The organism is Pelosinus baikalensis (assembly GCF_020819555.1).
Lineage (GTDB): Bacteria > Bacillota > Negativicutes > DSM-13327 > DSM-13327 > Pelosinus > Pelosinus baikalensis.
In genome coordinates, this window is sequence record NZ_JAJHJB010000005.1 from 1 (window position 1) to 25,429 (window position 25,429).

Annotated in this window: 27 protein-coding genes; 18 read left to right on the forward strand and 9 right to left on the reverse strand. The window is 37.3% G+C overall.

Translation table 11 applies throughout. The annotated features are described in order from the left end of the window. The 3 genes from LMF89_RS05125 to LMF89_RS05135 all read left to right on the forward strand — a co-directional run. A partial coding sequence (locus LMF89_RS05125; RefSeq protein WP_229534185.1) for a hypothetical protein occupies positions 1-350 on the forward strand: 350 nt, incomplete at its 5' end. 193 nt (positions 351-543) lie between these two features. Further along, the gene (locus tag LMF89_RS05130; protein ID WP_229534186.1) at positions 544-1,782 is read left to right on the forward strand and encodes a DNA polymerase Y family protein; all 1,239 of its coding nucleotides are present in this window, start codon (positions 544-546) and stop codon (positions 1,780-1,782) included. Between the two features lie 12 nt (positions 1,783-1,794). Beyond that, positions 1,795-2,031, forward strand: a complete 237-nt coding sequence (locus tag LMF89_RS05135; protein ID WP_229534187.1) for a hypothetical protein — start codon at positions 1,795-1,797, stop codon at positions 2,029-2,031. A gap of 170 nt (positions 2,032-2,201) precedes the next feature. Here the strand turns inward: LMF89_RS05135 and LMF89_RS05140 are convergent, their stop codons facing one another. After that, positions 2,202-2,405: a hypothetical protein gene (locus tag LMF89_RS05140; RefSeq protein ID WP_007957496.1), complete on the reverse strand. Its 204-nt coding sequence runs from the start codon at positions 2,403-2,405 to the stop codon at positions 2,202-2,204. Between the two features lie 85 nt (positions 2,406-2,490). After that, on the reverse strand, positions 2,491-2,823 hold the full coding sequence (locus LMF89_RS05145; RefSeq protein WP_007957497.1) for a hypothetical protein: 333 nt from the start codon (positions 2,821-2,823) through the stop codon (positions 2,491-2,493). Between the two features lie 300 nt (positions 2,824-3,123). Here LMF89_RS05145 and LMF89_RS05150 point away from each other — a divergent pair, with 300 nt between their 5' ends. After that, positions 3,124-3,366, forward strand: a complete 243-nt coding sequence (locus LMF89_RS05150; protein ID WP_229534332.1) for a hypothetical protein — start codon at positions 3,124-3,126, stop codon at positions 3,364-3,366. Positions 3,367-3,406: 40 nt separating this feature from the next. Further along, positions 3,407-3,901 (forward strand): YajQ family cyclic di-GMP-binding protein, encoded by a 495-nt coding sequence (locus LMF89_RS05155; protein ID WP_229534188.1) that lies wholly within the window; start codon positions 3,407-3,409, stop codon positions 3,899-3,901. A 59-nt stretch (positions 3,902-3,960) separates the two neighbouring features. Here the strand turns inward: LMF89_RS05155 and uraA are convergent, their stop codons facing one another. Next, positions 3,961-5,214 carry a uracil permease gene (uraA, locus tag LMF89_RS05160; RefSeq protein WP_229534189.1) on the reverse strand — a complete coding sequence of 418 codons (1,254 nt, stop codon included), beginning with the start codon at positions 5,212-5,214 and terminating at the stop codon, positions 3,961-3,963. A 293-nt stretch (positions 5,215-5,507) separates the two neighbouring features. Between uraA and LMF89_RS05165 the strand changes: the two genes are divergently transcribed. Both LMF89_RS05165 and LMF89_RS05170 read left to right on the forward strand, forming a co-directional pair. Beyond that, positions 5,508-6,629 (forward strand): hypothetical protein, encoded by a 1,122-nt coding sequence (locus LMF89_RS05165; protein ID WP_229534190.1) that lies wholly within the window; start codon positions 5,508-5,510, stop codon positions 6,627-6,629. A gap of 125 nt (positions 6,630-6,754) precedes the next feature. Beyond that, positions 6,755-7,147, forward strand: a complete 393-nt coding sequence (locus LMF89_RS05170) for a class II SORL domain-containing protein (RefSeq protein ID WP_229534191.1) — start codon at positions 6,755-6,757, stop codon at positions 7,145-7,147. A gap of 90 nt (positions 7,148-7,237) precedes the next feature. On the opposite strand, the gene LMF89_RS05175 is transcribed toward LMF89_RS05170, so the two are convergent. Both LMF89_RS05175 and LMF89_RS05180 read right to left on the reverse strand, forming a co-directional pair. Beyond that, entirely contained in the window at positions 7,238-7,885 is a 648-nt protein-coding gene (locus LMF89_RS05175; RefSeq protein WP_229534192.1) for an SPOCS domain-containing protein, read from the reverse strand. Between the two features lie 263 nt (positions 7,886-8,148). Then, positions 8,149-8,826, reverse strand: a complete 678-nt coding sequence (locus tag LMF89_RS05180) for a DUF3794 domain-containing protein (RefSeq protein ID WP_229534193.1) — start codon at positions 8,824-8,826, stop codon at positions 8,149-8,151. A 231-nt stretch (positions 8,827-9,057) separates the two neighbouring features. Between LMF89_RS05180 and LMF89_RS05185 the strand changes: the two genes are divergently transcribed. From LMF89_RS05185 to LMF89_RS05215, 7 genes are all read left to right on the forward strand, one after another. Next, the gene (locus tag LMF89_RS05185) at positions 9,058-9,261 is read left to right on the forward strand and encodes an alpha/beta-type small acid-soluble spore protein (RefSeq protein ID WP_007935564.1); all 204 of its coding nucleotides are present in this window, start codon (positions 9,058-9,060) and stop codon (positions 9,259-9,261) included. A gap of 140 nt (positions 9,262-9,401) precedes the next feature. After that, a complete protein-coding gene (gene asnS / locus LMF89_RS05190) occupies positions 9,402-10,703 on the forward strand; it encodes an asparagine--tRNA ligase (RefSeq protein ID WP_229534333.1) in 1,302 nt (433 codons plus the stop codon). Positions 10,704-10,900: 197 nt separating this feature from the next. After that, positions 10,901-12,151 carry an aminotransferase class I/II-fold pyridoxal phosphate-dependent enzyme gene (locus LMF89_RS05195; RefSeq protein ID WP_229534194.1) on the forward strand — a complete coding sequence of 417 codons (1,251 nt, stop codon included), beginning with the start codon at positions 10,901-10,903 and terminating at the stop codon, positions 12,149-12,151. A gap of 69 nt (positions 12,152-12,220) precedes the next feature. Next, positions 12,221-12,409, forward strand: a complete 189-nt coding sequence (locus LMF89_RS05200) for a hypothetical protein (RefSeq protein WP_229534195.1) — start codon at positions 12,221-12,223, stop codon at positions 12,407-12,409. 246 nt (positions 12,410-12,655) lie between these two features. Continuing rightward, positions 12,656-13,282, forward strand: coding sequence for a DUF47 domain-containing protein (locus LMF89_RS05205; protein WP_007953754.1), 627 nt, complete (start codon positions 12,656-12,658; stop codon positions 13,280-13,282). After that, complete coding sequence (locus LMF89_RS05210; protein ID WP_229534196.1) at positions 13,275-14,264, forward strand: inorganic phosphate transporter; 990 nt, start codon at positions 13,275-13,277, stop codon at positions 14,262-14,264. Before LMF89_RS05205 ends, LMF89_RS05210 begins: the two co-directional genes overlap by 8 nt. A 291-nt stretch (positions 14,265-14,555) precedes the next feature. Further along, a complete protein-coding gene (locus LMF89_RS05215; RefSeq protein WP_229534197.1) occupies positions 14,556-16,217 on the forward strand; it encodes a nucleoside kinase in 1,662 nt (553 codons plus the stop codon). 56 nt (positions 16,218-16,273) lie between these two features. Here the strand turns inward: LMF89_RS05215 and LMF89_RS05220 are convergent, their stop codons facing one another. Together LMF89_RS05220 and LMF89_RS05225 are read right to left on the reverse strand one after the other, a co-directional pair. After that, positions 16,274-17,629 (reverse strand): pyruvate carboxylase subunit B, encoded by a 1,356-nt coding sequence (locus LMF89_RS05220; RefSeq protein WP_007953760.1) that lies wholly within the window; start codon positions 17,627-17,629, stop codon positions 16,274-16,276. A 383-nt stretch (positions 17,630-18,012) separates the two neighbouring features. Further along, positions 18,013-19,395: a [Fe-Fe] hydrogenase large subunit C-terminal domain-containing protein gene (locus tag LMF89_RS05225; RefSeq protein WP_229534198.1), complete on the reverse strand. Its 1,383-nt coding sequence runs from the start codon at positions 19,393-19,395 to the stop codon at positions 18,013-18,015. A gap of 129 nt (positions 19,396-19,524) precedes the next feature. On the opposite strand from LMF89_RS05225, the gene LMF89_RS05230 reads away from it, so the two are divergent. Continuing rightward, complete coding sequence (locus LMF89_RS05230) at positions 19,525-20,826, forward strand: APC family permease (protein ID WP_229534199.1); 1,302 nt, start codon at positions 19,525-19,527, stop codon at positions 20,824-20,826. 101 nt (positions 20,827-20,927) lie between these two features. Here LMF89_RS05230 and LMF89_RS05235 read toward each other — a convergent pair whose 3' ends face one another. Beyond that, the gene (locus LMF89_RS05235) at positions 20,928-23,198 is read right to left on the reverse strand and encodes a diguanylate cyclase (RefSeq protein ID WP_229534200.1); all 2,271 of its coding nucleotides are present in this window, start codon (positions 23,196-23,198) and stop codon (positions 20,928-20,930) included. A gap of 125 nt (positions 23,199-23,323) precedes the next feature. Here LMF89_RS05235 and LMF89_RS05240 point away from each other — a divergent pair, with 125 nt between their 5' ends. Further along, complete coding sequence (locus LMF89_RS05240) at positions 23,324-23,542, forward strand: hypothetical protein (protein ID WP_229534201.1); 219 nt, start codon at positions 23,324-23,326, stop codon at positions 23,540-23,542. Between the two features lie 149 nt (positions 23,543-23,691). After that, positions 23,692-24,078 carry a DUF1540 domain-containing protein gene (locus tag LMF89_RS05245; RefSeq protein WP_229534202.1) on the forward strand — a complete coding sequence of 129 codons (387 nt, stop codon included), beginning with the start codon at positions 23,692-23,694 and terminating at the stop codon, positions 24,076-24,078. A gap of 63 nt (positions 24,079-24,141) precedes the next feature. Here LMF89_RS05245 and LMF89_RS05250 read toward each other — a convergent pair whose 3' ends face one another. After that, positions 24,142-24,351 (reverse strand): DUF896 domain-containing protein, encoded by a 210-nt coding sequence (locus LMF89_RS05250; RefSeq protein ID WP_229534203.1) that lies wholly within the window; start codon positions 24,349-24,351, stop codon positions 24,142-24,144. Positions 24,352-24,476: 125 nt separating this feature from the next. Between LMF89_RS05250 and LMF89_RS05255 the strand changes: the two genes are divergently transcribed. Continuing rightward, positions 24,477-25,388, forward strand: a complete 912-nt coding sequence (locus tag LMF89_RS05255) for an NAD(P)/FAD-dependent oxidoreductase (RefSeq protein WP_229534204.1) — start codon at positions 24,477-24,479, stop codon at positions 25,386-25,388. Positions 25,389-25,429 lie beyond the last annotated feature (41 nt).

Below are 25,429 nucleotides of genomic sequence, written 5' to 3' on the forward strand. Positions count from 1 at the left end.
TGTGCACACAGATGTCTCCTTATACTCTCACCAAGGTCGGGCAGACTTATAAACTTGCTCTGGAATTGACGGATGGTATGAGGATGTATTATCGTTCTCCAAAGACAAAAGGGGAGTATGAACTTACAGGGAATGGAAAGAAGATGTGGGTATGGCAAAACAGAAAGTACTGGTCGGATCATTATGGAACTACTTTTACGGTGAATAATATTCCAACATGGGCGCATAAGCTTGTAATGTATAGCTATGATGGTTTAAAAGAAACAATTGTTTTGTCCGGTCAAGCGTCTCAGGTCTTTAACAATTTAACGGAAAGTCAAACCTATATGTTCGTTGCAAGTGTCGATTAAAGTTTAGCCGTCTTGCTTTTGATATCCCCTTGCAATAGACAGTTGAAATAATAAAACTGTCTATTGCAAGGGGAGCATATCACTTCGAGTGAGGCGGCTTTTTTATTTGGGAACATTTACAACTTGTTTTCCTCCTGTGAAAACTCTATAATTTAACCAAACATATGTTCTGTTTGCGGGTGGTGAAATTATCATGCGTCGTACGATCTTGCATGTCGATCTGAATAACTATTACGCAAGTGTGGAGTGCTTATACAATCCAGAGATCCGCGATAAGCCTGTTGTTGTTTGTGGTGATGCTGAAGCGCGCCACGGTATCATTCTAGCCAAAAATTATCTTGCAAAGGCTCTAGGAGTCAAAACAGGAGATGCAATTTGGGAGGCAAAACAAAAGTGCCCTGGCTTAGTGTTGGTACGAGCAGATTTTCAAAAGTATTTACGGTTTTCACGGCTAGCGCGAGAAATATATGCGGATTATAGTGATAAAATTGAGCCTTATGGAATTGATGAAGGCTGGATTGACGTCACTGGTACAGAACAAATATTTGGTACTGGCCAAGATATTGCGGATCAAATCAGGCAACGCTTGCGAGATGAGCTAGGCCTCACAGGATCAGTTGGTGTATCATGGAATAAGATATTTGCAAAGCTTGGTAGTGACATGAAGAAGCCAGATGCTACTACGGTTATAACGCCAGATAATTTTCATGAAAAAGTTTGGCCACTACCTGTTGGCGAGTTGTTGTATGTTGGTCGCTCTACTAGGCGCAAGCTCCAGAACCGTGCTATATACACAATTGGAGATCTTGCTAAACGTGATATAAGTGACCTGAAGCTATTATTAGGAGTATGGGGAGAAACGCTCTGGCACTTTGCAAATGGACTTGATTTGGCGACGGTGCGGCAGACTAGTGAGAGCAGTATCATTAAATCCGTTGGTAACAGTACTACAACTCCAAGAGATCTAGTCAATAATCAAGACGTCAAACTAATCATTTATGTGCTGGCAGAGAGTGTGGCAGCACGTCTACGTAAGCATGGTTTTAAATGTAAAACGGTATCTATCAGTGTAAGGGGTAATGACCTTATATCCTTTGAGAGACAAGGCAAGTTGTCGGGTCCGACATTTTTATCTAATGATATTGCTAATAAGGCGATGGAACTATTTAAAGTAAATTACCGATGGGAGACTCCAATTCGTAGTCTTGGCGTGCGTGGTTCTGATCTAGTGACAGCTGATAGGCATGTGCAGCTTGATTTGTTTGATAATAGCAACTTGGATGCGGAAATATTGGCAGGTACGGTAGATTCGTTACATAAACGTTTTGGTCATTATAGTGTTCAACGTTGTGCAATGCTGCTGGATCGGCATCTTACTGGATTTAATCCTGAGCAGGATCACGTTATACACCCAATTTCATATTTTAAATAGTAGGTGAAAGGTATGAATAGTAAAGTCTTTGTAGAAGTCACGGCCAAACATGATATATACGGTAATGTTAGACCGCTGTCAATCAAATGGGAAGATGGCAGAGTCTTTGAAGTGGATCGTCTTATAGATGTGCGCCAGGCTGCATCTTTAAAAGGTGGTGGTGTTGGTATAAGATACACCTGTAATATCATGGGCAAGCAGGTCTATTTATATGATAACGAAGGCAAGTGGTTTATGGAACGGAAATAATAAAACTCCCTAGTTCTAAGCTAGGGAGTTTTCTGCATATCACTTATGGATTTCCTTCTATGATATAGTAAAGGAAACTTTTAAAAGATAAAAGATGATTTGAAGATAAAGGAGTGTTTCTTTCTATGAAATATGCCTTACACAAGGATGGATATTTTCCTATATTGATATTAAATTATCTGAATAATATCCATGTAGGCATCCCAGTGATTTACAGAGATATCATCAAGACTATCACGAGTAGTATCTGTGGCTTGCTCAGCTGCTTCTAATGTAGTATACATTAAATCCAGTTGTTCAATCGCTTCTGTATGAAGCATACGCATATGCTCTAAGTCCATTGACATAGGTTTTCGACTCTGGGTTCTTTTCAACAGGGTAACCTCCTTAAAACAGCGACTTTTGCCACATAGTATGCGATAAGCGAATGGAAGGTGAGGGATTAGCTAGATTTTTTTATTAACGATGTGATTTAGGACCAATAAAACGGATCATTTTGATCGGTATCATCATAGAAAGTGGTCTTTTGCGCATACAAACATTTACAATAATGAAATCGCAGCCTACATAGCAGAGCGAGCCACAAAAAGAATCTTGGTGACAAAGGCGCGCGTCAACGGAGAATATTACATCATCACCTAACATACATAATAGGCGATCTTTAAACGAATTATCAGGATATGAGTATGGTTTAGCTGAGGTGCAACATTCTTGGGGCATCATCTTTTTGTCCATGTAGTCACAGCATGGGTCCATTTCTTCATGATACCAATGTGGATATTTGCCATCCATAACTTTGATAGCCTCCTTTATTGATATTTTCTTGGAGTATATGATACATCATATGAAGAACAGAGACATAATGATACTGCCAGTAAACTTTTTTTCAAGAATTTATAAGACTTTTTTGCAAAATATACGAATTATTTTTTGATTCAAGGTATTATTTTGGTTATTGTGGGATATATTTCTATTTAAAATTTAAAATTTTGCGTAAAATAAATATTATTGTAAAATATGCAGGAAAAAAAACGTTCGTTTCGAATTTATAAGTGTTAAGTGCTTACTAATGAGGTGATTTTTTTGGAAATAATGAAGAATAGTAATATTATCATGTATGGTTTTCTTGTATGGTTATTTATTGCGCCTAGGAACAATAGTTCTCGATATGGTGAGTTTTTTTTGGCCTATATGGCGGCTTTATTATTTAGTCTGGTTGGTAGTTCCGAAATTCTTATGGTTAAGCCAGCAGCTTTTTTCTTCACGATAGGCGGTGTTTTTGCCTTCGTTTATGTTGTGATGCGTAAAACGATTCACATAGCAATTAAAAAATAAATATAAATATAAATATAAATATAAAAATGGAGGTCATACTATGGCTAAAGATTGTTCCTTCGATGTGGTTTCAGAGGTTGATATGCAAGAAGTCGATAATGCAGTGAATCAGACAACGAAAGAAATCAGCCAACGATTTGATTTTCGTGGCAGCAAGGCTTCTGTAACTTTAGAGGGTATTGATATCAAAGTGACTGCTGATGATGATTACAAACTGAAGAATGTAGTAGAGATTTTACAAGCAAAAGTTATTAAGAGAGGAATCTCATTAAAAAACTTAGATTATGGAAAAGTGGAAGCCGCTTTTAGTGGCACAGCCCGTCAGATTATCAAAATAAAAAAAGGCATTGACAAAGAGAATGCGAAAGACGTGATTTCTTCCCTTAAAAATAGTAAAATAAAAGTACAAGCTCAGCTGATGGATGATCAAGTACGCGTATCAGGTAAAAATAAAGATGATCTGCAAAATGCAATTGCCCATCTGAAACAAGGTGATTTTAAGATTGCTCTTCAGTTTGTTAATTTTCGTTCATAAAAAAACTTCCGCTTTTGCGGAAGTTTTTTTATGAACGATTAACTTTCAAAGGAGAGTTTTCAAATTTTATCATTTGTTAATCCCAGAAGGTCTAGTGCTTTAAAGCTTAAACTAAGAAAGATGGAGACGATAGTGGCTAAGGCCATACCTTTCATGGTGACGGTGCCGATTGTAATACTGGCTCCGCTAATACCCAGAATTAATACGATAGAAGTTAAAATGAGATTTCGGGAACGACTGTAATCTACTTTTGATTCTACAAGTATACGTATTCCGGAAGCCGCAATGACACCGAACAATAATAGGGAGACTCCACCCATTACAGGTACTGGAATACTTTGAATGGCAGCAGCTAGCTTGCCAACGAAAGAAAGAACAATCGCGAGGATGGCAGCACCACCAATAACTTGTACACTATACACTTTAGTAATCGCCATTACACCAATATTTTCACCATAAGTAGTGTTGGGAGTAGAGCCGAAGAATCCTGAAACGATAGTGGATAAACCATTGCCGAATAATGAACGGTGCAGTCCTGGATTCTGTGTTAAATCCCGACCTACGATATTTCCAGTTACTACGAGATGCCCAATATGCTCAGCGATTACGACTAATGCTGCAGGTAAAATAATTGCAATTGCATTAAAGTTGAACTCAGGAGAATATATGGTGGGAGCAGCAAACCAAGGAGTGGCAGCTATAATGCTTAAATCGACCAATCCAAGCAGGAAGGCTGCTATATAACCAGCAAGTACACCGATCAGAATTGGAATGATAGCTAAGAAACCACGGAACATGATGGAACCTATGATTGTAACCGCTAACGTAAACAGTGAGACTGTAATGACATGAGGATCGAGTGTTTTGGCTGTAAGACCTGCCATATCAGCAGCAACAGGTGCTAGCTCTAATCCAATTACAGCAACAATAGCGCCCATAGCGGCAGGTGGGAAGACCGTATCAATCCATTTCGTACCAATGATGCCAATTAGAAATGATACGAGAGAAAATACGACGCCAGCAGCAATAAAGCCACCGAGGGCTGCATTATAACCATATTGGGGCAGGACAATAAAGACAGGTGAAATAAAAGCAAAACTAGAACCTAAATAGGCAGGAATTTTACCTTTGCAGATAAAAAGGTATAAGAGTGTACCAATACCATTAAACAGTAGAATGGTTGCAGGATTCACCTTAAATAAAATAGGAACTAGTACAGTAGCACCAAACATAGCAAATAAATGTTGTAGGCTGAGGGGAAATAATTGGAGCAGGGGCAATTTTTCTTCAACTTGAATGATACGTGTATTCATATAATCCTCCTTAATAGTACCTTAGCACACAATAAAAAAGACTCTTACCAGAGCAAGAGTCTTAAGGTCAATACAGGACAGGCCTATTTAAAGCCATATCATTGTGTACCTTATTAGCCTCTCTGGACTAACTTAAAGGTTATTTTATTAAAATGTACCATAAAATATACTGCTTGTCTATTATTTTATAAAAATAACTGGGCAGATGTAGATCTTTAGTTTACAATAGAGGATAGGAAAAAATATCTATAATGTGAATGCTGTATGGGATTTAGCTGAGAGGTGTAAATAGAATGGCTAGAAAAAAAGATGACCAGGGCGTACGAATACAGCCTGGTGCAAGACAAGATAAGGGTAAAGTCTATGTTGATGAATTATATTTTCGTCATGTAGATCAGATGGAGCGTTGGCGCCAAGAATACGAGTATTCTCAATCGGTAGAAAATGCATTGATTGGAATTAGTAAGTTAGATTATGAAGAAGTTGATTATACCTCATTGAGGGTTAGAAATCCATGGAAAGAACGAACGGTGCCTGATTGTTCTGGTGTACTGGAGAAAGTAAGAGTTGAAGAAGAACGTAAATTTGTTATGCCTATTATCATGCATACAGGTTTATTATTAATTTTTTTATTTGTTTTGCTTGCCAGTAGTAATGTGATTGCATTATGGATATCTGGAATTGGTGTAGTTACGTTGCTGGTATTAGTAGTTATGTTGCTGCAAAAGCGTCATCAGGAGATTGAGCGTATTGTATTAGAAAAGCAAAAAGAAATTGATGATTGGATTGAAAATGAAGAACAATTAATTAAAGAAGAAAAAGAGAAACATGAGCATGAGGAAGATGAGCGAATTAAAGCAATTGAACGTTTATTAGCAGGAGATATTGCTGCTATTTTTGCAAAAATTGATCAGGTGTTGACAGCAGCTCCCTTTCCTTTTCATGTAAGTGCAGATATTGCTATATATATGAATATTCCTTCGGTAAAGATCTGGCTGCCGCCAAAATCTATTATTCCTACGCAAATTTGCTCTTTGCAGTCATCAGGAAGACCTAGTTTTCAGGAAAAGGAAATACGTACAATTAATAAACAGTATTTTGAATTATGTGCAGCCATTTCCATGAGAGTAATGTCTTTAATCTATGCTCATATACCATCCTTTGGTATAGGATATATTTATGGTATGTCAAAGGACGGCAGAAACACAGAATGTTTATTTACCAGTAAATTGGATCGTTCGATATTAGAAGCTGCTTGTAATGCTGCTAATGGCTTAGCTGCCCTACAGATTCTTAAAGCTACGTTTGATTGTGATACTTCCCTTTCTTTAATACCCTTTGAGTTCGATGATCCAGTGGAATGGGACAATGTAGAAACGAAATTAGTGCGTAATGTTCATGTGGACTTGTTTTGACAATGCCACATGAACAAATTATAGTAAAAAAATATAAAATAAAAGGGATTTTTGATTTATTAGCAAATATATGTAATAGTAGTAAGACATACTAAAACTAAAAATAAAAGGAGGGTTTTTGATTTATGAAAATTTCTGATGTAATTCAAAGTGCTGATTGGAAAACTGAAAAACACGCTCCAGTTATTGAGGCTCCAGAGAAAGTAAAATCAGGTGAAAGTTTCGCTGTAGAGCTTTCGGTAGGGAAGGAAATTGCTCATCCAAATACTACTGAACATCATATTCGTTGGATTAAATTATATTTTAAACCTGATAATAGCAAATTTATCTTTGAAGTTGCAGCTTCTGAATTTAATGTGCATGGTGAGTCTACGGACGGCGCAAATAAAGGACCAGTATATGCTGAGCCTACAACGAAAGCTATTATAAAGCTTAATGGTTCAGGTACGTTACTAGCGACTTCGTACTGTAATATTCATGGTTTGTGGGAAAGTTCTCAAGCCATTACTGTAGAATAAAAATAAGGGTTTACTGTTCCAGTTAGCTGGAACAGTTTTTTTTACCTAATGAAAGAAGTATCTTGTATGTAGCAAATCGTTCTTAAAAAATTATTCTTGGTCGACTTGGCATTCGCTGGTATGATAAGAGGATAGGTTGTCACGTTCTTTGTAGGCATTTGTAGGATCGGATGGTTCTAATTGCTGGGAAGACGGAGTATGAAAATTGCTGAAGGGAGGCATATCATGCAAATCATCCATAGGTGTCATGGGATGTGTTGCAGGATAGACCGTAGTGCGGCAGGGGTTAATTTTTTCGGGTGTGCATAGTACAGTCAGATTTGGTTCGGAGCAGTGGGAATTGGAATTAATACAGGATTTACTAAGTTTGATTACACAAACTTTTATAACAATTAATTTATTAATGCACCTACCATTGATAAGTTGAAATTCTTGATGTTTAATAGAAGCCTTTAATTGGCAATCCATACCGGCTTTTGCGCAACAATGATTAATAAGAGCAATAAATGGAGTTTCAAAGGAGATGAAATGGACTGTTTGTGTGGAGTCAAAATTGGATGATACAAATTCTATGCAAATATTTACATGACCAGAAAAACTGATTTGCTTATCTAAGATAATTGTTTTTTTTATGACTGGAGTAGAAGTCACACGAAGTAAAAAGTCAATATCTGGTGTGTGGCTTGGAAGAGGTAATGAGCCATTTACTGCAATTTGTGTACTTTTTTTGCATACCATATGATACATTCCTCCTTGATTTAGAGTTGCTATTCTTAGGGTAACTGAAAATTGCGGTATACTAAAAATCTATAATGATTTTGGCTAGTCTTCAGATGCGAAAAATTCGACCTAAGTGATTTATAATATCATATCAATAAGGATGACATTTGGTTACCAAAAAGACAATAATTAAGTATAAAAAAAAGAGGTAGTTTCCAACCTCTTTTTTTTATTGTATATTTTGGAAACAATAATTTGTAGTGAGACTATCTGCCAAGTGCTTATCGATCATCGTGGAAGTTTTGATAGGTATGATAGGCTTCAGTAGGATGATTTTGGCATAGTGGGCAAGACGGATGGTGGTTTTGTTTTTCGTAAAGGTTAGATTTCTGATTAGAATAGAGAGGATCGATTTCGTTGCATCCACATTGCTTAGAATAAATGGGAATATCTGAGCAATCATGAGATGGTTTATTGCAATTACAATTTTTATCGTTTTCATGATGATAATTAGGGATACTAGGTTTAAAGACAGGACATGCGAAAATGACACTTGACACTAATAAAAATTGATTTTTCAAACATTGAACAGAAACATCTTCCACTATGGTACATATTTTGGTAATGGCAGCATCGAATTCTTTTAATTTAATGAAAAGACAAAAAGGAATATCAAAACAAGCAGAGTGGGTACAATAGCAATGGTTATCGATAGCAGAAATCACTTTTATATGTTTAAAACCATGTACGACTACTTTTTTGCCAATTGGAGTATTAATAATTTTAAATGAGGAAATTGTAATTGTTACAATTACTTTGAGTATTTTTTGAATATCATGCTGACAAGCTAAAAAGAGTTTATCTATTTGACAAATTTGAGAGCAAGGATAATGTGGAGGACAAATTGGAAACTCAGATTGAGAAGTAATACCTAAAATTTCAATATTGCTCGTATTCATGGGAACTCCTCCTTTACTAAAATGTAAATATAGAGTATTTTTATTATTATTTTATGTTGCTTTACTACGGTATGTTCCATAACTAAGATTGAAAACTTGAATTTTATATAAGATTTATTGATGAAGGGTATGATTTGCATCTCAACCAAAAATTTCATTGTATGTATTCGATTCATTATAGGCAATATATAAACAGGCACTACAAATAAATTTATTGGAGGGTGTTGCGTAATGTCTAGGAGTAAAAAACCTGTGAACCCTGCCGCACAAAAGGCGCTTGATCAATTAAAGGAAGAAACAGCAGCTGAGATTGGTCTTAAAGACTATAAGAACACTTATAAAGGTGCATTATCTTCTGCTGATAATGGCCGTGTAGGTGGTCAAATGGTCCGCAAGATGATTCAGGCCCAAGAACAGCAATTCAGTGGTAAATAAGAGTCATTCATATGGCTGAAAAGATAAGCAGGTTTTTACCTGCTTATCTTTTCATATACTTTTTTACTTTATAGAAGGATTTTTTAAGCTTAATAGTAAATGTAATTATGATACCTAAACAGCGAATTGAATCACAAGGAGTGGAGATATTGAATACCGTATTGATAAAAAATCTGGGAAAACATTTAGACGAAGAAGTCACAATTCAAGGATGGTTATATAATCAGCGTGGTTCAGGAAAAGTAAAATTCTTGATTTTGCGTGACGGTAGCGGTCTTTTGCAATGTGTAATTGTAAAACAAAATATAGGAGAAGAACTGTTTGATAAAACCAAAGCATTAACACAGGAAACTTCGATAACAGTAACGGGAATTGTAAAAGAGGAACCTCGGGCTGCAGGTGGTTATGAAATGCAAGTTACAGGTTTTGAAGTGATTAATATTGCAGAAGAATATCCAATTACACATAAAGAACATGGGGTAGATTTCTTACTAGAGCGTCGTCATTTATGGATTCGCACTCCTAGACAGATGGCAATTCTCCGAATTCGATCAGAAATTGAACATGCTTTTAGAGATTTCTTTTACCAGCGTGATTTTGTTCTGGCAGATGCTCCGATTATTACACCGTCAGCATGTGAAGGAACCTCCACGTTGTTTGGCTTAGATTATCATGGTGAAAAAGCGTATTTGTCACAAAGTGGTCAATTATATAGCGAAGCAAATGCGATGGCATTAGGAAGAATCTATTGCTTTGGCCCCACTTTTCGTGCAGAAAAATCCAAAACTCGCCGCCATTTGATGGAGTTTTGGATGGTGGAAGCTGAAATGGCTTATTTTGACATGGATGACAATATTAAGCTGCAGGAAGAAATGGTCTACTATGTAATCACAAGGGTATTAGAACGCTGTAAGAGAGAACTGACCATTTTAGACCGAGATGTAGAAAAATTAAAAAACATACAATTGCCATTTCCACGTATATCTTATACTGAGGCAGTGGAAATACTGAAAGAAGCAGGAGAAGATTTTACTTGGGGAGAAGACTTTGGTGCACCTCATGAAACGATTATCTCAAATCATTTTGGTTCACCTGTTTTTGTACATCGCTATCCAACCTCAATTAAGGCCTTTTATATGAAGCCTGATCCGGAAGATCCCAACGTCGTACTCGGTGCGGACCTCCTGGCTCCGGAAGGATATGGCGAAATTATTGGCGGTGGACAGCGGATTGATGATCTTGAACTCTTAAAACAACGTGTTGAAGAGCATCATTTACCGATAGAAGCTTTTGAGTGGTATCTGGACTTGCGAAAATATGGATCAGTGCCACATTCTGGGTTTGGTTTAGGTCTTGAGCGTACTGTTGCTTGGTTATGCGGTCTTGAACATATTCGCGAAACAATCCCATTTCCTCGTATGTTGCATAAAATGTATCCTTAAGCAGTAGATTAGTTGCGATGCAGCAGTTTCTAAAGAAAAAATATAAAAAAACTTTGTATACATAATTTTTAAAGCAGGAACTTTTAACTACTACGGAAAAGTAAACACATTAGGCCATAAAAAGAATTTATTTTATTTATTAGCCAAGTTGTTAGATAACAACTTGGCTAATAAAACAATCTCAAGGGGGAACAATAATGACTTATAGTGTTGCTGCATCTCATGCAAAGGGAAAGTGTGCTACAGACAAAATTTTCGGCGCCAATGCTGCTGCTGCCAAAGCGGCTGCTCAGTATGGCAAAAATAAGGTCGTCAATGCTACCATCGGTGCTTTTATGGATGAGCAAGAGAGGTTAGCTTGCATACCAACGGTTGAGAAAGTTTTTAAAAATTTTTCAATCAACCATATTATACCCTATGCTCCAATTGCTGGTTTGCCGGATTATCTAGCGGCGATGATAGAGTTAACCTTTGCGGACCATAAGCCAGAGGCTTATATTGATGCCGTAGCCACTGCTGGGGGCACTGGGGCTATCCATCATACCATTTGGAATTATTCAGAGATTGGCGATATGATTTTAACCTCTGATTGGTATTGGGGACCCTATAAAATACTGTGTCAAGATGCCTTGCGTACATTGGATACCTATACTTTATTTGATGATCAGCAAAAGTTTAATATTGGGGCATTTAGTGCTAAGGTAAGAGAGATAATCGCAAAGCAAAATAACTTGGTTATTATTATTAATACTCCTGCTCATAACCCAACTGGATTTAGTTTGAGTGACAGTGATTGGGATCAGGTATTAGATCTTTTTAAAGACTGTGTTAAAGATACTACAAAACATATTATTCCGTTAATTGATATTGCTTATATTGATTATGCAGGCGAAAAGAATGCTTGTCGTTCTTTTTTAAAGAAATTTGGCAATTTACCTGCTAATATATTGCCTATTTTGGCCTGCAGTATGTCAAAAGGATTTACGATGTATGGTCAAAGGACAGGTGTCATGATTGGCATTTCTTCCAATAAAGAAATAATTACAGAGTTTCAAAGCATTAATCAATTTACAAGTAGAGCTACATGGTCAAATATTAACTATAGTGCCATGAAACTATTGGCTGATATTTATCAAGATAAGAGTTTATTAGCACAGACAGAGCAAGAGCGCGGCGAATATTATGCCTTAATTCGCAAACGAGCTGATATTTTTATGCGTGAAGCGCAGGAAGTTAATTTACATATCCTTCCTTATATTGCTGGTTTCTTTATTACCGTCCCTGTTGAAAATCCTGAGGCGGTTTGTGAGAAACTGCATGATGATCATATATTTGCCGTACCTTTAGCAAAAGGAATTCGTATTGCAGTATGTGCGGTAACGTCTGAGAAAATGACTGGGATGGCTGGTAAATTTGCTAAAGCGATCCAAGCAGTTTCGGTTCAATAAAAGCATCAATTACACTATTATCCATTTGTTTATTGTAGTATAGAAGGGAATACTACAATAAAGGAGGAGATGAATTTGGGGCGACAGCATAAAAATTGTATTGATGATACAGTCTTAGAGTTTCCTCGTTCTTTGTTTTGGATAATACATGTAATTGGACCGGTGATCATTTTTGTTTTAGGAATGAGATTTGCAATTCAACGTGCGCCTGTTTCTATGGTAGCTTATCGTTTATTACGTAGGCTGATGGAAAGGTAAATCCAGCAAAGATGGGTGAACACATTCTTGGTTCACCCTCTTTTCCTGTGTACTTGATTTCATCTTAATCGATAAAAAAAGAAATATTATAAAATTTGCATTATTTTTAAAAATCAAACTTATGGTTTACTATAACGTAGGTCATTGTTTTATTCCGTTATTGATGATATAGTATTTTTGGGCTAATTTTATTGGGTTCATTTTGTATACTAAATTTTTCTAATTTTGAAAAATGGGGGTTCAAAGATGTTTGGCTTAAAACCAAAAGAGGATGAATTTTTTAAGTTATTTGTAGAAAGTAGTATGGTGTTGCGGGAAGGGGCTTATGTGCTTCAAAGTGTAATGAATGAGTATACGCAGCTTGAGCAGAAAATGGCGCAAATTTCTGATATTGAGCATAAAGCTGATGATATTAATGATGCAATCATTGATAAGTTAAATCAGACATTTATTACACCTCTTGATCGCGAGGATATTTATTCTTTGGCAACGATGTTAGATGATGTTGTGGATTTTCTACAAGGTACAATGCAGCGTATGGTGCTCTATAAGGCTGGAAAACCTGCACCAGGAGCTGTCCAATTAGCCAATGTGCTAGTGGACTGTACCGAGGAAATGGTAGCGGTATTTACTTTGTTTAAGAACATTAAAGGAAATCAAGAAAAAATCCTTAGTCACACGCATAAAATTGCTGACTTAGAAACCCAAGGTGACAATATTTATCGACGAGAAGTAGCTCTTTTATTTGAAACCTGCTCTGATCCAATCGAAGTTATAAAATGGAAAGAAATATTGGAACATATGGAGGACGCCCTTGACCACTGTGAAGACATTGCAGACTTATTGCGGGGCGTGGTTATGAAATATGCCTGATACATTGATCATTTTTGTCGTTTTATTAGCATTAGCCTTTGACTATATTAATGGATTTCATGATACTGCTAATGCAATAGCCACATCGGTGTCTACACGAGCATTAACACCACGGGTTGCAGTATGGATGGCTGCTATGCTTAACTTTCTCGGTGCTATGTATAGTACAGGCGTTGCTAAGACAATTGGCAGCGATCTGGTAAAATCAGCGCAGATGGTGAATCAGCACATTATTATTGCGGCGATCATCGGTGCAATTTTCTGGAATTTGCTAACTTGGTGGAAAGGGATTCCTAGTAGTTCCTCTCATGCTTTAGTAGGTGGAGTCGTTGGTGCAGTATTAGTTTCTACAGGCTATGAGGCACTTAAAATAGAAGGCATTTTGAAAATTGTTGCTGCCTTAATCTGTTCTCCAGTCATTGCCATGATTACAGGATTTGCCGTTATGACAGTTCTGTTGTGGATATTTGGCAGAAAAGCTCCATCGCGTATTAATCCTAAATTTAAGAAGGCACAAATTTTGACAGCAGCCATGATGGCTTTTTCCCATGGATCAAATGATGCGCAAAAGGCTATGGGGATTATTACTTTGACCTTAGTAAGTACAGGCTATTTAACCAGCTTAGATGTTCCTATCTGGGTTAAGTTATCAGCAGCTACGGCTATGGGATTAGGTACGGCAGCAGGTGGTTGGAGAATTATTCGTACCATGGGTAGTAAGATTTTTAAATTGGAGCCGATTAGTGGCTTTGCCTCGGATTTGAATTCTTCATTGATTATTTTTGGCGCAACATTATTGCATTTGCCAGTAAGTACAACACATGTGGTTTCAGGGTCTATCATGGGGGTAGGAACTTCAAAACGCATTAGTGCAGTTCACTGGGGTGTAGCGCAGCAAATGCTCATGGCGTGGGTATTAACAATTCCTTGCACAGCTTTGGTAAGTGCCTTGGCTTATAAAGTCATGTCTATCTTTTTTTAGTTGGCATAATAAATACATAAATAATTGCTGGCAAATAAGTATTTAATGCTTATTTGCCTTCTTTATCTTTAGGACTTAGATGCCTTACGAAGATGGGATTCTTAGAGCGGTTTAGTCATCGGATAAATAAAATTATCAATCTTTATGGATTAGGAAGAGTTATGATAAAATATAATTATATGTAAGAATGAGCTAGTAGTCGATTTACACGTCAAAAAAGCTCATTGATATGAAAAGTTAAGTTGATCCTTACTGTTCGTATATAATAAAGTATAAACGGGAGGCAGATTGATGAAAAAAAAGCAAATTACCCTTTCTTTTGCAAATGGTGAAATAGGCCTGTATGATTCTGGAACAAATTTGTTAGATATCAGTCAGGTTATACAGGAGCGATATGCTACGCCAATTGTAGCCGCCAGAGTAGACAATGAGATCAGAGATTTACAGTATAAAGTAGTCTCTGATTGTAGCGTTGAATTTTTAGACTTACATACGGATTCAGGTATTAAAGTTTATCAGCGTAGCTTGACCTTTGTAATGATTACTGCCGTATCTGAATTATTCCCATTAGGAGAAGTAACCGTAGAACACTCCTTAAGTAAGGGCTTATATTGCGAGCTGCATATTGGTGAGACGGTTACGATGAATCATCTAGAATTAATAACAAGGCGTATGCAAGAGATTATTAATGAAGATAGACCCATAACTATGAAGAGTATTCCTATTGCGGAAGCAATAGCCTTATTTGAAGCCACAGGGCAATCTGAAAAAGTGAAGCATTTGCAGCAATTGAACCGTAAAAATGTTCGGGTTTACTATTGTGGCAATACATACGGTTATTTTTATGGCACGATGACACCTAGCACAGGACATTTGAAGATTTTTGAATTAAGACAGCATGCGGCTGGTTTTATCTTACGTTTCCCTGAAAAAGAAACGCCTGATCGATTGCCTGCTTTTGTACCTCAACATAAATTATCAGAAATATTCCTGGAGGCGGAACGCTGGGGCGCCATCTTAGAGTGTGGTTATGTAGCCACATTAAATGAATACGTGGAAAATGGTAAGATTAAGGATATCATCAGAGTTGCAGAAGCACTGCACGAGAAAAAAATAGCACATATTGCCGATTTTGTAGCTGAGCATAAAGAAGTGAGATTAATTTTAGTAGCAGGTCCGTCTTCATCAGGGAAAACGACCTTTGCTCAGCGTTTAACCGTTCAGCTTAGGGTAAATGCTATGCGGCCTGTAGCACTATCCCTAGATAATTATTTCGTTGATCGTGATAGAACCCCTAAGGATGAAAAGGGCGCCTATGATTTTGAAGCGATTGAGGCTATTGATTTAGAGCTTTTTAACGAGCATCTATGTAAAATATTAGATGGTGAGGCTGTCAGTGTGCCTTCTTTTAATTTTATAAATGGTCAACGAGAGTATCTGGGAAATATCATTCAAATTACAAAGGATCAACCTCTTATTATTGAGGGAATTCATGGACTCAATGAAAGGCTCACGGCAGCTGTTGCCAGAGAGCATAAAGTGAAAATCTATATTAGTGCGTTAACACAATTATCCATTGATAATCATAACCGTATTCCTACTACTGATGGACGGCTCATTAGAAGAATTGTTAGAGATAATCAATTTAGGTCTCATGATGCTTTAACGACTTTAAATATGTGGCACTCTGTTAGAAGAGGCGAGGAGCGAAATATTTTCCCATTTCAAGAAGATGCAGATATTATGTTTAATTCAGCACTAATTTATGAACTAGGGGTTCTAAAGAAATATGCAGAACCATTATTGAAAGAAATTACAGCAGATCAAGTAGCATATTCCGAGGCTACAAGATTGTTAAAATTCCTTACTTATTTTCAAAGTATTGACGATTGTGGAATTCCTATGAATTCCATTTTGCGAGAGTTTATTGGAGAATCATGTTTCCATGAGTAGAACTATAAAAAAACGCCCCCTAACTTAAAAGTTAGGGGGCGTTGCTATGTCATTTCTTAACGATTCTTTTCGAAGAATTTTAATGCTACTTCAGGGAATAATGCATAGGATAAAACATCTTCGATCGATGCATTTGGATAGCCTTTTTCAGCAAGTTGCTTAGTAAGAAGATCCATTTGCGGCGCAATATCATCAGCAGGACGATAGTCAATAATAGGTTCGTTGCCAATGATTTTCTCACGAACTTCTTCAGAAACAGGCATAGGAGTTTTACCATATTTACCACGTGCCAAGTCTTTTACTTCACGTGGAACCATTTTATAACGTTCGCCAAGCATTACATTGAAGGTTGCCATAGAACCAACAATCTGGCTGGTAGGAGTAACAAGTGGAGGATAGCCAAGTTCTGCACGTACTCGTGGCATTTCTTCCAAAAGTTCTTGGTATTTGTGTTCAATACCCTGCTCTTTAAGTTGATTGAACAGGTTGGAAAGCATACCGCCAGGAATTTGGAAGTCAAGAACGTTAGCGTCGACATCGAAGGACGTTTTAAGACCAAAGTCAGCGCCCAAGCTTTTCTTAACATTTCCGAAATGAATAGCAACATCTTTTAAATTGCTACGTTTAAGACCAGTATCATATTCAGTACCTTCTAAAGCTGCAATCATAGATTCAGTACAAGGTTGTGAAGTACCAAGAGCAAATGGGGACAGTGCGCAGTCAACAACATCTACACCAGCTTCAATTGCTTTTAAGTAAGTCATAGAACCCATACCACTAGTATAGTGAGTATGCAGTTGAATTGGTACGCCTACTTTAGGATCAGCTTTCAGAGCTTTTACCAAGTCATATGCAACGTAAGGTCTTAGTAGACCAGACATGTCCTTAATACAGATAGAGTCAGCGCCGCGTTCTACTAATTGTTGTGCTAATTTGATGTAACTTTCTACAGTGTGATAAGGGCTAATCGTATATACACATACACCTTGTACATGAGCGCCGGATTCTTTAGCAGCTTTCATGGCTACTTCTAAATTACGCACGTCGTTTAGCGCATCGAATACACGAATAACACCAACTCCGTTTTCTACCATTTTCTTAACGAAAGCAGTGACAACATCATCAGCATAGTGGTTATACCCAAGAATATTTTGCCCTCTAAGTAACATAGAGATCGGTGTTTTTTTCAAATGTGATTTTAGGACGCGTAAGCGTTCCCAAGGATCTTCGCCTAAGAAACGTAAGCAACTATCAAAAGTAGCGCCACCCCATGCTTCTAGTGCAAAATACCCCATGTTATCAAGTTGTTCTAAAGCTGGCAGCATATCAGTGAGGCGCATGCGAGTAGCAGCAAGTGATTGATGACCATCGCGTAATACTGTTTCCATAATTTGTACAGGTTTTCTAGACATATTATCCCCCTTTTTTTGAATGTAGTAATTGTGGTAACTTTCCAAAATATAGAGTTATGTAAGAGAAAGTGTATTGGAAATTTACTACAGAACTACTTAGTTAAATATGTAACAAGATTGATCAATTATAATTCTACATTATTTCACATGCTTTTGCTAGTCATTTGTTTTAAAATTTTTTTAAAATTTTTTAATTTTTTTTAGTATATTGCATGCAAAAAAGAATATTCAGTAAACAAGAGCATGATATTAGAAATTAACTAGTACATTGCGTCATTTAAAACAGTGGATAAGTTTGCGAGGATTTTTTCGACCAGTGAGGCGGAAAAGACTGCAAAATTAACATTGCTTTTAGGTGACGCAATGTACTAGAATACATAATCTTATTCTTGTACCAATTTGCGTGACAATAATTCTGCCATAGGACTTTTTCCTGATAGACTAGGCATACCGCTTTCGTGGCCTAAACGGGCTAGAATTGCATAAACTTGTGGGTTTTCTACAGGTGTATTAGCCAGAGCAATCGCACCATATTTTTTAACATGCTCTCGTCCTTCTTCAGGGGGAAGTAAGCGACCCGGTCCGCCAACACAACCGCCTTTACAAGCCATACCTTCAATAAAATTAGCAGTAAATTGACCATTGCGAATCTGTTCCAATAGCTTTTGGCAGTCTGGAATACCGTCCACTTTAAGGGACACTAGCTTTTGGACTTTGTGAGGAATCAATTTCTCTAAAGTCGTAGCTACGGCAGCACTTACACCTCCTGTATAGGCATAGACTCGTCCTCCCCATGAGGCTACTGCTTTTTCATGATCCTCCTGATCCGCAGGATGAATGTTAATGGCTTCAAAAATAGTAGCCAGCTCCTGAAAGGTGAGCACATAGTCTATGGCTCCTTTTAAGTCAGGTAACAGAGCTTCTGATTTTTTGGCGATGCATGGACCGATAAAGACCACTTTTGCATCTGGTTCAAACTGTTTAATAACTCTAGCCGATGCGATCATTGGTGAGACGGAAGGGGAAATATGTTCCATAAGATCGGGAAATTTATTTTCAATTAATTTAATCCATACTGGACAACAACAACTGGTAAACATAAAGTCTTGGTCCGTTTTTACATGCTCATCAAATTCAAAGGCTTCTTTCATAGTAATTAAATCAGCATATAAAGCAGTTTCTAGAACATCGGTAAAACCCATTTTTAAAAGTGCAGAACGCAATTTACCTGGCGTAACTTCTGCACCAAACTGTCCTGCAAAAGCAGGAGCGATGGAAGCATATACAGGATGACTATGTTGTTTTAAAAGGTTAATAAGAGGGACAAATTGAGATTTTTCTGCTAAGGCACCAAAAGAACATGCCTGGATACAGTGACCTTCACCCAGACATTTTTCCTGGTTTATAGAAACCTTACCAAAGTCATCACGAGTGATGGCCTGCAAAGGACAAGCTTTTTCACAATTTCGTTCCTCTGCAGGACAGGATTGGCAAGCATCCGGATTGGTAATGATAATGGATTCATTGCCCATGCCCATAAGAGCTTCTTCATCATAATCATTGAGAATTTGATCATCATTGTGAGGATTTAATCCCATGGCAATACGAATTTGGTTGGCTACTTGGCGGCGAGTATGTTTATCTTTAAATTCTTCTGATACCATAGTACAAATTTCTTCTCGACGATCAAATAAGGTTCCTTCCCAGGCGGCTTTAGCTACATGATAGAGAATGCGGGGCTTAATCTTTAAAGTAGCATGATCCATATTATACCTCCTAAATGCTATTACTACATATTATTAGCCATTTTTACGCTAATTCCTATTGCAGTTGTGCAAAAAATTTGATATTCTGATGCTTAGTCTGAAAAATATTCGTAAGAAGGAGTAATCGTTGTGGCAGAAGGACAAAGCAATCTTCAGAAAAATTTAGGATTAATGCCAGCAATGGCATTAGTAATTGGCATGGTTATTGGCTCAGGGATTTTTATGAAATCCGGCAGTGTAATTTTAGCGGCTGGTGATTCTACAATGGCCCTTATGGCTTGGGTACTAGGTGGTAGTATAACACTTGCTGCAGGGCTGACAGTTTCCGAATTAGGGGTACAAATTCCTAAAACAGGAGGATTATACACATACTTAAATGAAGTATATGGTAAGATGTGGGCATATTTGTATGGCTGGATGCAGACGGTAATTTACGGACCTGCAACAATTGGAGCCCTTGGATTATATTTTTCTTCGTTACTATTGCCCTTTTTTGGCATTAGCGAAGAATTTAGGTTACCGATTGCAGTGGGTAGTGTATTTTTTATGACTGGTGTCAATTGTTTAGGTACTAAATATGGGGGTTTTATTCAAACCGTTGCTACCATTGGCAAATTAATTCCTATTGCACTTATTGTTATATTTGGTTTATGGAAGGGAAATGGACAAGTTCTTGGCATGACGAGTGGTGTTACTCCGCCTCTTGGCATGGGAGCAGCCATTTTAGCTACGTTATGGGCATATGATGGTTGGGTTGGTGTAAGTTTCGTAGCGGGAGAAATGAAAAATCCAGCGAAACAATTGCCTAAAGCCATTGTTTTTGGGCTTGGAATCGTGATGATCGCATATCTTACTATGAATATCGCGATTATGCATGTATTGCCTGCTGCGGAAATTGCTGCATTAGGAAAAATGGCTGCCAGCACTACTGCTGGATTATTATTTGGTGAGATGGGGGGCAAAATTATCAGTATAGGTATTTTGGTATCTATTTTTGGTGCTCTCAATGGCTATATTCTAACCAATGGACGTGTTCCTTATGCGATGGCATTGAATGAACAATTGCCAGCTTCCTCTATATTGGCAAAAGTTCCAGCTTCAGTTGGAGCGCCAGTAAATGCAATGTTATTAGAAGCGAGTCTGGCAACTGCTTTAATGATTTTCTGGGATCCAGATAGCCTTACTGACATTGCGATGTTTGTAATGTGGACTTTTTATGTTTCTGCGTTTATTGCCGTATTTATTCTTCGAAAAAGGTATCCCAATGCTAAACGTTCTTATAGCGTACCTGGCTATCCAATTATACCCATGATTGCTATTTTAGGTGCGTTCTATATTATTGCAAGTATGTTTATGAACAAGCCAATGGATGCAATGGTGGCTATTGGTATTACGGTAGTTGGTTTGCCGGTCTATTGGTTTGCGAAATAAGAAATGCCGACAAGAAATAATAAAAAATTAGCAGCAGGAATATTCCTGCTGCTAATTTTTTATTATGCCAGCTAGCTAAGGTTTTGTCACTTGATTCTATATTAAGAAATGATAATACTTGTAATTACACGGTTACGGCCTTCTTTTTTGGCTTGATAGAGTGCTTTGTCGGCGAGCTCAATAATTTTTTCTCTGCTAGGAGGAATTGCAGAAACAGCAGGATCATAAGTGGCAATCCCTAAACTGGCAGTGATTTTTGCTGTAGTGGTTCCAACGTCATCAGGAAAGTTTTCACTTTCGATGATTTCACGTAATTTTTCGCCAAGGAATTTTGCTTCATTACTACTGCATTCAGGTAAAATAATGCTAAACTCTTCGCCTCCATAGCGTGCTGGCAAATCAATATTGCGTACATTATATTGGAGAATTTGGCCAAGTTGACTTAATAATTTGTCACCTGTAAGATGCCCAAAAGAATCGTTATAGCGTTTAAACTTATCAAGATCCAACATAATTAAACTTAATGGGCGTTTTAAGGAAGCTGCACGTTTTAGCTCAATGGTCAGAAACATATCAAAATTTCGTCGGTTTGCTAGACCTGTGAGGCTGTCAGAAAGAGCCATCAATTTTATTTGGTTATATAAATGAGCTTTTTCCAAACCAAGAGCGATTTGTTGGGACATTAAAAATGCAAAGGATATACGATTTAAACGCTCAGGGGCAATAAAATGCTGCCAGCCTAAGAGTATTAACCCCAGGAGATTTTGTTCTACAGCAATTGGCAAAACCATCATATACCTAGATGCATTTTGGTCATACAGTTCAGCGAAGGGAGCAAAGGTATTTGCGGCTGTAATGCAGGGCCTAAAGGTTGCGAGTAAAGATGCCAATGCAGGATAAGAGTCGAGATTCATTTTTACCAGTTTGTAATTGAAATTAATTGAAGAGATAATAGTGAAGTTCTTTTTGTCAGCATCAATAAGCATACCGACGGCTACGTCAGCATTAAGTGCTTTCATTACATGAGAAGTACAGTGCTCAATGATCGTATTGGTATCAATGGTTGTAGAAGTAGTCTGAGATATTTCTGATAAAAATTTTTCCTCTTCAAGATGGAGCTTCGTCTTTTCAAAAAGCATAGCGCTGGCGATGGCTGTGCCAGCATGACGACCCAAAGCTGTTAAAAATCGAAGATCGCTTTCATTAAAAGCATTAAGATCAGAAGAATAGGCTTCGATAATCCCAATGACTTCACCGTCATGAATTAAAGGTGCGCAAATCATGGATTGGATGCTGGAAAATATGAGCTGCGGTTTTTGTATATCAGGATGCTGGGATAGATCATTAATAGAAAGAGCTATATTCTGCACTATCACCTGCCCGCGTAAACAATGATTTAATGGAATAACAGCTGGCGGTGTATTGATTCCGTGGGTCGCGACTACCTGAATATGAGTTTGATTGGTACATAATAGACCGATTAAACTTTGCCGAGAGTGCATTAAATCAGTCACCATATCAGCGATTGCATCAAGAGTATCTTTTACATTGAGTTGTGAAGAAATAATAGTGCCGATTTTCGATAACGTATCTTCCAGTAAATTTCGCTGCTGCTCTGATTTTTTATATAATTCGGCATTATTAACAGCCAATTGTTCTAATTGTTCTTTAAATAGAAGCAATTGTTCATAAGGATGTTTGATAACAAATTTGAACACAGCTCGCAGAACAAAATAATAGGCAAAACATTTACAAAGGTGAGCGAATACATTAGTTTGAATAGAAACATCTGAAAGGTAGGCTAAATTAGACAGAATACTAAAAAATAAAGCGATTTGGATATAATGACCTGTTATATATTGGGAGAAGTTGCGGCGCAGAATAATAAGTGAAATACTATGAATACTAATAGCTATCAATAAGGTAGAAATAACTAATGGATGATTTGTATTGTCGATATGGAGAAATGATGGCAACGTATCAAATTTGTCAAAAGTAAAGCTAAAATTAGTAAGCAGCCCTGTAAGTAATCCTATTAGTAATAAACTTGCAGTGTAAAACAAGAACGTATCAGTAGGCTGAGGAGTTTTTAGTGTAAGACGTATGGTGTATAAGAGAGCGCAAGCCCACAAGATACAAGCAATCATCCAATACATAATCCAACTCGTATCAGCCGGATTATTTGCAGAATAAGAAAGCAGCTGCAATAAATCTAGGATGCTGGCGCATAATATGAAAAAACTGATTGCTTTTCCTTTTAAATAACTGTAATGATTTGCATTTTTGCTGATACCATGCCAAGCAATAAAGGAGATAATAACTCCAAGTATAATTGTGAAAATTCCTAGCATATTGTGAGCTATGACCAGCATTTTTGTCACCTCTTACGTAGAGTGATTTTGTTTTATCATATGCTCAGATCGGTTAAAAGTTTACAAATGTACTAGTAGAGCTTATTAATGAGTGATACTACACAAAAAGTGAGTGAGGTCTTACAATGGATAAACTTTGCCCTGCTTGCAATGGCTTAGACGTGATTAAAGATCAGTGTCCCATTTGCGGAGAAATTTTACTAGATGGTGGATCGCTGCAAAATTATATAGGACCCTATAGCCCTTATATGGAAAGCGATATAGAAAATCAATGCGTCCATATCTTGTATTGCGCTGAATGTGGTTATGATGCAAGAATTGCTCTGCAATTGATTTATATTTAGTAATCCATTTTTTGAAAATGATTCCTGCGGATAAAAAAATGAACATGGTAAGATACTAATACAGAAAATAAATAGGTAGATTGTCAGCTATGATGTTTTTGTAAAAATACTGGAATCAGAAAAAATTGTACAAGAAGGAGTGATTTTATATGCCGAATCCCATAGTAAAGTGTACCGTGGATCAATGCAGTCATTATATGCCTGGTGATCAATGCATGGCAGCTAAAATTAGCATTTATAATGAAGAAGAAACTGGAAAGTCAGAACAAGTAAAAGACACGCAATGTAAGTCCTTTCATGATCGCAAGACGATGGGGGACATGATAGGAGCACTGCATAATGCCAATATTGGCGGGACTATATCTGCAGCCTTTCTGGATGGTACCCAAGTTACACCTGAGGTAGAGTGCTTTGTGAATAACTGTAGTTACTGGCAAGGTAACAATGTCTGCAATGCATCCCAAATTGATGTATTTGGAGCAAATGCTGCCAAAACAGATGATACAGATTGCAGAACTTTTAAAAAGAAGAACTAATAAAAAATGCCGAAGGCTGATAGCAGCTTTCGGCATTTTTTTATTTGTCCTGTAAACTAGAAACTAGTGTTTATGGTCACAGCCGCAAGAACATCCGTGGGCATGGTTAGCGGCTTGCTGTGCATCACAATGGGTTTTTACATGACCCTTAATCGTATCGATATACAAACGTCGCAACTTGGCTTGTTCCGCTACCTCTTCTTCTGTTAATGTTCCTGCCTTTTGCTTTCGTCCTAGCTCATTAATTCTAGAAATATCTTCTGGTGTTATCATAATAATGAAGACCTCACTTCCTATTTATGTTATTATTTAGATAAGAGAATAATAATAACATTTTACAAAATTTTATTATTATATTTGCATTTTGTAAAGTGAAAAAACGTAAAGGATGAAAATATATGTATGATTTGATTATTATAGGCGGTGGACCCGCCGGACTGACTGCCGCAGTGTATGCAGCTCGCAAAAAAATGAATACGCTACTACTGACAAAAGAATTTGGCGGACAACTCATGTGGACAAAAGAAATAGAAAATTATATGGGTTATCAATTTATTAGTGGTCCAGAACTAATGGGAAAATTTGAAGAACAGGTGAAACGTTTTGCCGTTGCCATTCAATACGAAGAAGTAAATGGCTTTGTAGTGAATCAAGATGGTACATTTTTGGTTAAGACAGAAGAGAAGGAATATCAAAGTAAAACTGTGATCCTAGCCACAGGTAAAAGGCCTAGGGGGCTAGACATACCAGGAGAGAAAGAGTTCACTGGGCGGGGGGTTAGCTATTGTGCCACTTGTGATGGCCCCTTTTTTGACAATAAAGCGGTAGCTGTTATAGGGGGTGGTAACTCAGCAGTTCAAGCAGCTCTCGAACTTAGCAAAATTGCACATACCGTATACTTAGTGGTACGAAATGATCATTACATTGCTGATCCTATTATTCTTGAAAAAATGAAAGTTGCTACCAATATTATTGAAATGATCGGTTATGAATCAGAAGGAATTTATGGTAATGAGGTAGTGGAAAAGATTACGATCCGTAAGATTACGACAGGAAAACTTCAAGATCTGGCTATCGATGGGGTTTTTGTAGAAATTGGCTTAGAGCCCAATTCTGAGTACGTAGAAGATATCGTTAGGATGAATAAGAGAAAAGAACTGATGGTCGATTGCCGTTCTAGAACCAATATTTCAGGAGTGTATGCAGCTGGAGATATTACAGATGGTCCTGATAAACAAATCGTAATCGCCGCAGGAGATGGTGCTAAAGCTGCTTTGATGGCTTATGATTATTTGTTGCATAAAGAATAATTCGTCTGATCAAAAAAATAATTAAAGGATTTAAAGGTAGA